Origin of the sequence: Microbacterium sp. HMWF026 (genome assembly GCF_003061325.1) — a bacterium.
GTDB classification, from domain to species: domain Bacteria; phylum Actinomycetota; class Actinomycetes; order Actinomycetales; family Microbacteriaceae; genus Microbacterium; species Microbacterium testaceum_E.
Map to the genome: position 1 here is coordinate 1 of NZ_QAJB01000086.1, position 7,409 is coordinate 7,409.

General features: G+C 71.6%; 7 protein-coding genes. All 7 read left to right on the plus strand.

Annotated elements, in window-relative coordinates:
• Positions 1-547, plus strand: a 547-nt coding sequence (locus DBR36_RS04080) for a RibD family protein (RefSeq protein ID WP_146185220.1), incomplete at its 5' end; no start/stop codon positions are given.
• The gene (locus DBR36_RS04085) at positions 547-1,203 is read left to right on the plus strand and encodes a riboflavin synthase (RefSeq protein ID WP_108317675.1); all 657 of its coding nucleotides are present in this window, start codon (positions 547-549) and stop codon (positions 1,201-1,203) included. The genes DBR36_RS04080 and DBR36_RS04085, both read left to right, overlap by 1 nt.
• On the plus strand, positions 1,200-2,468 hold the full coding sequence (ribA, locus tag DBR36_RS04090; RefSeq protein WP_108317676.1) for a GTP cyclohydrolase II: 1,269 nt from the start codon (positions 1,200-1,202) through the stop codon (positions 2,466-2,468). The genes DBR36_RS04085 and ribA overlap by 4 nt, the downstream gene beginning before the upstream one ends.
• On the plus strand, positions 2,468-2,941 hold the full coding sequence (gene ribH, locus DBR36_RS04095) for a 6,7-dimethyl-8-ribityllumazine synthase (protein ID WP_108317677.1): 474 nt from the start codon (positions 2,468-2,470) through the stop codon (positions 2,939-2,941). Before ribA ends, ribH begins: the two co-directional genes overlap by 1 nt.
• A 124-nt stretch (positions 2,942-3,065) precedes the next feature.
• The gene (locus DBR36_RS04100) at positions 3,066-3,419 is read left to right on the plus strand and encodes a Fe-S protein (protein ID WP_108317678.1); all 354 of its coding nucleotides are present in this window, start codon (positions 3,066-3,068) and stop codon (positions 3,417-3,419) included.
• Between the two features lie 179 nt (positions 3,420-3,598).
• On the plus strand, positions 3,599-5,053 hold the full coding sequence (locus DBR36_RS04105) for an MFS transporter (protein WP_108317679.1): 1,455 nt from the start codon (positions 3,599-3,601) through the stop codon (positions 5,051-5,053).
• Between the two features lie 137 nt (positions 5,054-5,190).
• Positions 5,191-7,071, plus strand: a complete 1,881-nt coding sequence (locus tag DBR36_RS04110) for an ABC transporter ATP-binding protein (RefSeq protein ID WP_108317680.1) — start codon at positions 5,191-5,193, stop codon at positions 7,069-7,071.
• Positions 7,072-7,409 lie beyond the last annotated feature (338 nt).

Below are 7,409 nucleotides of genomic sequence, written 5' to 3' on the forward strand. Positions count from 1 at the left end.
GTGGATCACCGGCCCCGCCGCCCGCCGAGACGTGCACGACCGTCGCGCGCAGGCCGACGCGATCGTCGCCGGCACCGGCACGGTCCGCTCCGACGACCCCGCCCTGACGGCGCGCGCGGCCGACGGCTCGCTGCTCGACGCGCAGCCGATGCCCGTCGTCATCGGCGAGAGCGAGACGGCTCCGGATGCCGCCGTGCGCCGCCACCCGCGCGCCCCCCTGTTCTACGCGACGCACGACCTGCACGCGGTGCTCGCCGATCTGGCCGAGCAGGGCGTCCAGCGCGTGTTCGTCGAGGGCGGTCCGACCCTCGCGAGCGCGTTCGTGCGCGAGGGACTGGCCGACGAGCTGCTGGTGTACGTCGCCCCCGTCCTGCTGGGCGGTTCGCGCCTGGCGCTCGGCGACCTGGGCGTGCCCACGATCGACGCCGCGCGGCGACTGTACGTGGCATCCCTGCAGACCCTCGGCGACGACCTGCTGATCGTCGCCGTCCCCCGCCCGAGCGGCCACGAGACCGCCGGTACCCACGAGAACAGAGGAGAAGCCTGATGTTCACCGGAATCGTCGAAGAGATCGGCGCCGTCACCGCCGTCGAACCGTCCGGCGACGGCGTCCGCCTCACCCTGCGCGCGCCGCTGTCGGTGTCGGATGCCGGCCACGGCGACTCGATCTCGGTTAGCGGCGTGTGCCTGACCGTGGTCGACCAGGGCGAGGACTGGTTCACCGCCGACGTCATGAAGCAGACCCTCGACATGTCGACGCTCGCCGACGTCGCCCCCGGACGCGCGGTCAACCTCGAACGGGCCACCGCCGCGCACGGGCGCCTGGGCGGCCACATCGTGCAGGGCCACATCGACGGCACCGGGACCGTGCGCGAGGTGCGCCCGGGTGCGCAGTGGAGCGTCGTGCGGGTCGGCATCCCGTCCGCCCTGGCCCCGCTGGTGGTCGACAAGGGCTCCATCGCGATCGACGGCGTCTCGCTGACGGTCAGCGCGGTGAGCCCCGCCGAGGAGCCCGAGCCGTGGTTGGAGGTCTCGCTCATCCCCGAGACGCTCGCCGCCACGACCCTGGGTCGCGCCGAGGCCGGGACGCCCGTGAACCTCGAGACCGACATCCTCGCCCGCCACGTGCAGCGCATGCTCGCCTTCCGTACGACAGAGAACCCCGCGGCCGCGGCCGCACAGACCGAGAGGGGCTCCGCATGAGCCTGTCCACCATCCCCGAGGCCCTCGAGGCCCTGCGTCAGGGCCGGCCGATCCTGGTCGCCGACGACGAGAACCGCGAGAACGAAGGCGACGTCATCCTGTCGGCGCAGCTCGCCACCCCCGAGTGGCTCGCGTGGACCGTGCGCTGGTCGAGCGGCTACGTCTGCGCGCCGATGCCCGCCGAGTGGGCGGACCGTCTCGACCTGCCGCCGATGGTCGAGGTCAACCAGGACGCCCGTGGCACCGCGTACACGGTGAGCGTCGACGCCGCGTCGGGCGTGACCACCGGCATCAGCGCCGCCGACCGCGCCCACACCCTGAGCGTGCTGGCCGATCCCGCGTCGGTGCCGACCAGCCTCATCCGCCCCGGTCACGTGCTGCCCCTGCGCGCGGTGGACGGCGGCGTGCGCGAGCGCGCCGGGCACACCGAGGCCGCGGTGGATCTCATGCGGCTCGCGGGCCTCGAGCCGGTCGGCGCGATCGCCGAGGTCGTCGCCGAAGACGGCAGCATGATGCGCCTGCCCGGGCTGTTCGAGCTCGGCGAGCGCGACGGCATCCCGGTCATCACCATCGAGCAGCTCATCGCCCACCTGAACGAGACCGACCCGCTGCCGGCGACGGCCGCACCCCGGCGCCGCGTGAGCCTGCGCGCAGAGTCGAACGTGCCCACCTCGCACGGGACCTTCCGCTTCCTCGCGTACAAGGATCGCGTCACCGGCACCGACCACCTGGCCGTGGTCTCGGGCGACCTCACCGAGCAGGCTCCCCTCGTGCGCGTGCACTCGGAGTGCCTGACCGGCGAGGCGTTCGGTTCGCTCAAGTGCGAGTGCGGCCCGCAGCTGGAGGCCGCCCTCGACACGATCGACCGCGACGGCGGCATCGTCATCTACATGCGCGGACACGAGGGCCGCGGCATCGGCCTCATCAACAAGCTGCGCGCCTACAACCTGCAGGAGCGCGGAATGGACACGGTGGATGCCAACCTCGCCCTGGGTCTGCCCGCCGACGCGCGCGACTACGCCGCCGCCGCCGGCATCCTCACCGACCTGGGTGTCGAGAAGGTGCGCCTGCTGACCAACAACACCGACAAGGTCGCGCAGCTGCGCGGCTTCGGCCTGGACGTCGTCGAGCAGGTGCCCCTGCTCGTGGGCGTGGGTCCCAACAACCACCAGTACCTCGAGACGAAGCGCGACCGCATGGGTCACATCATCGCCGAGGACGACCTGCGCGACGCCCTCGCGCACATGAAGGAAGAGAGCGCCTGATGGCCGGTAGTGGAGCACCCGAGACCGGTGGCGTCGACGCCTCGGGCCTGAACGTCGTCGTCATCGCCGGCACCTGGCACGAGGTCATCACCGACGGTCTGATCGCCGGCGCGAAGCGCGTGCTGGATGCCACCGGCGCGACCTACCGCGTGGTGCGCGTCCCCGGATCGTTCGAGCTGCCCGTCGCCGCCCGCGCGGCGTTCGAGGGCGGCGCCGACGCGGTGGTCGCCCTCGGCGTGATCATCCGGGGTGGCACGCCGCACTTCGAATTCGTCTCGTCGGCGGCCACGGACGGTCTGACCCGCGTCGCCCTCGACGCGGGCAAGCCCGTGGGCTTCGGCGTGCTCACCCTCGAGGACGAACAGCAGGGCCTGGACCGCGCGGGCCTCGAGGGCTCGAAAGAGGACAAGGGCGAGGAGGCCGCGGACGCGGCGATCCGCACCGCCCTGGTGCTGCGCGACCTGCGCGGCTGAGGCCCGTCCTTCGACAGGCTCAGGAACCACCCGTCGAGGTGGCTGAGCCTGTCGAAGCCACGGGGATGCGCGGTGAGGCGCCCCTTGCTGGCGCCGAGGGGACGGCATCCCTACCCTGACGGGTATGGAGATCCTGCGGAACGTCGTCGTCCTCGTCCACCTCGTCGGTTTCGCCATCCTTTTCGGCGCCTGGGTCGTCGAAGCCGCTGCGCGCCGCATCCGCGTGACCCGGTTGATGAGCGTCGCCCTCGCGATCTCCCTGCTGACCGGCCTGATCCTCTCGGCTCCGTGGGGCCTGGACCACGACCTGAACTACGCCAAGATCGGGATCAAGCTGGTCGTGCTGATCGTGATCGGCGCCCTGTTGGGCATCGGCTCGGCCCGCCAGAAGCGCAACGGGTCGCTCTCTCCCGCGATCTTCTGGCCCATCGGCATCCTCACGCTGCTCAACGCCGCCCTCGCGGTGATCTGGCGCTGACCGCGACGATCGGCGGGTCCTCAGCCGGCGCATAGACTGGAGGGTCTAAACGTCCCCCACTCGGGGACGTCGCCGGTGCCTCCGCCCGTGCGCTCCCTCACCACCACCCTCGTGACTGCGGCGCACCACCGCTGCGCCCCATCCCGGACGCGATTGCAGAATCCTCTCGTCAGGCAGTCATGACCACCTCATCCCCCTCCACCCGCTCGACCTCCGGCACACCGGCGAACCCGCGCTCGCGCGTCATCACCGCGAGCCTCATCGGCACCACGATCGAGTTCTACGACTTCTACGCGTACGCCACCGCGGCGGTGCTGGTCTTCCCGATCCTCTTCTTCCCGACAGGCAACGAGACGACCTCGCTGCTGCTGTCGTTCAGCGTGTTCGGCGCCGCCATGGTCGCGCGCCCGCTGGGCGCCGTGGTCTTCGGCCACTTCGGCGATCGCTTCGGACGCAAGGCCACGCTCGTGGCATCCCTTCTCACCATGGGTGTGGCGACGTTCCTCATCGGATGCCTGCCGACCTTCAACGAGATCAACGTCTGGGCCGCGGTGCTGCTGCTGATCATGCGTCTCGCGCAGGGCTTCGCGCTCGGCGGCGAATGGTCGGGCGCGGCGCTGGTCGCCACCGAGAACGCCCCCACGGGCAAGCGCGCCCTGTTCGGCACGTTCCCGCAGCTGGGTGCGCCGATCGGCTTCATCATCGCCAACACGGTCTTCCTCGTGATCAACTTCGCCCTGCCGCACCCCGACGGCACCGCCCAGCGGTCGGCGGAGTTCCTCTCGTGGGGCTGGCGCGTGCCGTTCCTGTTCTCGGCGATCATGGTGATCGTCGGCCTCTACGTGCGCCTCAAGCTCGTCGAGAGCGAGTCCTTCGCCAAGGCCGAGAAGAGCGGCGCGATCCGCAAGTTCCCGCTGGGCGAGGTCATCCGCCGCAATGGGAAGCAGCTCATCCTCGGTACGTTCATCATGCTCGCGACCTACGTGCTCTTCTACCTGATGACCAGCTTCACCCTGTCGTACGGCACCAAGCCGACGGCCGAAGGGGCGGCCGCCGCGGCCGAGAAGGCGGGCACCGCGTTCGACGCCGCCGCCTACGTCCCCGGTCTGGGCTTCGGCTACACCGACTTCGTCATCATGCAGATCATCGGCGTCGTCTTCTTCGGTGTCTTCACGATGCTGTCCGGCCCCGTCGCCGACGCGATCGGACGCAAGCGCCTGCTGATCGGCGTGACCGTCGGCATCATCGTCTTCGGCCTGCTGTTCTCGGTGTTCCTGCTGCCCGCGGCCGACCCGAAGTTCACGGGCGCCCTCGTGCAGGCGTTCCTGGTGTTCGGCTTCCTGCTGATGGGGGCGACCTTCGGGCCGATGGGCGCCGTGCTGCCCGAGCTGTTCCCCACCAACACCCGCTACACCGGATCGGCGATCTCGTACAACGTGTCGTCGATCCTGGGCGCGGCCCTCGCGCCCCTCGTCGCGGTCGCCCTGTGGGCCGCGGGCGACGGCAACCCGTGGCTGGTGGGTCTGTACCTGTCGGCGATGGGCGTGCTGACGCTGATCGCCCTGGTGCTGTCCCCCGAGACCAAGGACGTCGACTACGACGACAACATCGCCGCCGGAGCCACCGCACCGTAAGCCCACCTCTTCTCGGCATCGGATGCCACGGGGCCTGGGCCTCGTGGCATCCGTCGTTCCTGCTGCGCGACGCGGCCGGTGGTGGCGGCGTCGGGAGGTACGGTCGAAGTACCCCGATCCCTTTCCCGAGGATGAGCATGTCCGTTCCCGCTCCCGCGCGCGGTCGGCGCGGCCGCCGCGCGCCCGAAGGCCCGCGCGCCTCGTTCCGTCAACTGCTGCCGTTCCTGCTCGAGCACAAGCGCACGCTCGTCGTCGTCGCCGTGCTCAGCGTGCTCGGCGCGGGCGCCACCCTCGCCCAACCCCTCGTCGTCGGCCAGGTCATCACCCGCGTGCAGAACAGCGTGCCGCTGGGCGCCTTGGTCTGGTTGCTGGTCGGCTTCGTGGTGCTGTCGTCGCTCATCTCGGGCTGGCAGCACTACCTGCTGCAGCGCACCGGCACCGCCGTGGTGTTCTCGAGCCGGCGCCGGCTCATCGCGCGCATCCTGCGTCTGCCCATCAGCGAGTTCGACGCCCGCCGCACCGGCGACCTCGTCTCGCGCGTCGGCACCGACACGACGCTGCTGTACGCGGTGCTCACGCAGGGATTCGCGGATGCCGTGGGCAACGCCCTCATCCTCGTCGGCGCGGTCATCGCGATGGCGTTCATCGATCCCCTGCTGCTCGCGCTCATCGTCGTGGTCGTCGGTGCCTCTCTCGCCGTGGTCGTCCTGCTGAGCACGCGGATCCGGGCGGCCTCCGCCGAGCAGCAGCAGAAGGTGGGCGAGCTGTCGTCGGGCGTCGAGCGGGCGGTCGGATCGATCCGTACGATCCGCGCCGCGGGTGCCACCGAGCGCGAGGTCGCCGCCGTCACCGAGAACGCGACGGCCGCCTACGCCGCAGGCGTGCGCATCGCGCGGGTGTCGGCGTTCATCGTGCCGATCGCCTTCGTCGCTCTGCAGGTCTCGCTGCTCGTCGTGCTCGGTGTGGGCGGGTACCGCGTGGCATCCGGAGCCATCGACGTCGCCTCGCTCGTGACGTTCGTCATCTTTCTCTTCCTACTCGTGCAGCCCCTGGCCTCGGCGATTGGGGCAATCACCTCGGTCAACCAGGCCCTCGGCGCGCTCGGACGCATCCAAGAGGTGCTCGATCTGCCGCTCGAAGCCGACAGCGACCGGGCCGGTTCGACCCCCTCTGTTCCGGATGCCGCGGCCCTGGCGTTCCGCGAGGTGCACTTCCGCTATCCCGACCACGTCGTGAAGGCGCGCGAGGCGGCCGCGGCCGAGGCGCGCTCGGTGCTCGCGCAGGTGCACCTCGAGCCCGCGGCGGAAGATGACGCCGCCGGAGTCGTCGAGGACGACCGCGAGGTGCTGCGCGGGGTGTCGTTCGAGGTCCCGCGCGGCGCGCGCGTGGCGCTGGTCGGACCGTCCGGGGCCGGCAAGAGCACGATCCTCTCGCTCGTCGAGCGCTTCTACGACCCCACCGAGGGTGCGATCCTCGTCGACGGCGTCGACGCCCGCGACCTCGCGCGGGACGACCTGCGGGCGCGCTTCGGCTACGTCGAGCAGGACGCGCCGACCCTCGCGGGAACCATCGCCGACAACCTGCGGCTCGCGACCCCCGAGGCCACGGACGCGGACTGCGAGCGGGTGCTGCGGGCGGTCAACCTGGGCGACGTCCTCGCCCGCAGCCCCCTCGGCGTCGACGCGCCCGTCGGCGAGGACGGCGTGATGCTCTCGGGCGGAGAGCGCCAGCGCCTCGCGATCGCCCGTGCCCTGCTGGCCGCTCCCCCGGTGCTGCTGCTCGACGAGTCGACGTCGTCCCTCGACGGCGTCAACGAGCAGCGCATGCGTGAGGCCATCGACGCGGTCGCCAAGGGCCGGACGCTGCTGGTCATCGCGCACCGGCTGTCGACGGTCGTCGACAGCGACCTCATCGTCGTTCTCGACAAGGGGCGGGTCGTGGGCCAGGGCACGCACAGCGAGCTCGTGGCATCCACTCCCCTCTACCGCGACCTCGCCAAGCACCAGCTGCTGGTCTGACCGCGCGGGCCGCTCGCGCCCGGCGGGTCGCCCGCGGCGGCTGGTCGCCCGCGGCCGCGAGTCGCCCGCGCCCGGCGGGTCGCCCGCGGCGGGCCGGTCGCGCGCTCCCGGCGGGTCGCCCGCGGCGGCGGATCGCTTGCGGCGGCGGGTCGCTCACGACGGGCCGTGAGACTGCGTACCGCTGACGAGTCGGTTGCAGAATGTCGCCGAGTTGTCAGCCGGATGCAGTTTCGCGTGCACAGGACGGGCGCGGACGCAGGTCGGGAGCGGGCGCAGGCAGGCGGGCTCGGGCGCGGGCGCACGGCGGGCGCGGGCGTCGCGCGTGCGCGACGACGCCC

Excerpts from the sequence above, each read along its gene's own strand:
- DBR36_RS04085 (WP_108317675.1), top strand. The coding sequence starts at position 547 with ATGTTCACCGGAATCGTCGAAGAGATCGGCGCCGTCACCGCCGTCGAA.
- ribA (WP_108317676.1), top strand. The coding sequence starts at position 1,200 with ATGAGCCTGTCCACCATCCCCGAGGCCCTCGAGGCCCTGCGTCAGGGC.
- ribH (WP_108317677.1), top strand. The coding sequence starts at position 2,468 with ATGGCCGGTAGTGGAGCACCCGAGACCGGTGGCGTCGACGCCTCGGGC.
- DBR36_RS04100 (WP_108317678.1), top strand. The coding sequence starts at position 3,066 with ATGGAGATCCTGCGGAACGTCGTCGTCCTCGTCCACCTCGTCGGTTTC.
- DBR36_RS04105 (WP_108317679.1), top strand. The coding sequence starts at position 3,599 with ATGACCACCTCATCCCCCTCCACCCGCTCGACCTCCGGCACACCGGCG.
- DBR36_RS04110 (WP_108317680.1), top strand. The coding sequence starts at position 5,191 with ATGTCCGTTCCCGCTCCCGCGCGCGGTCGGCGCGGCCGCCGCGCGCCC.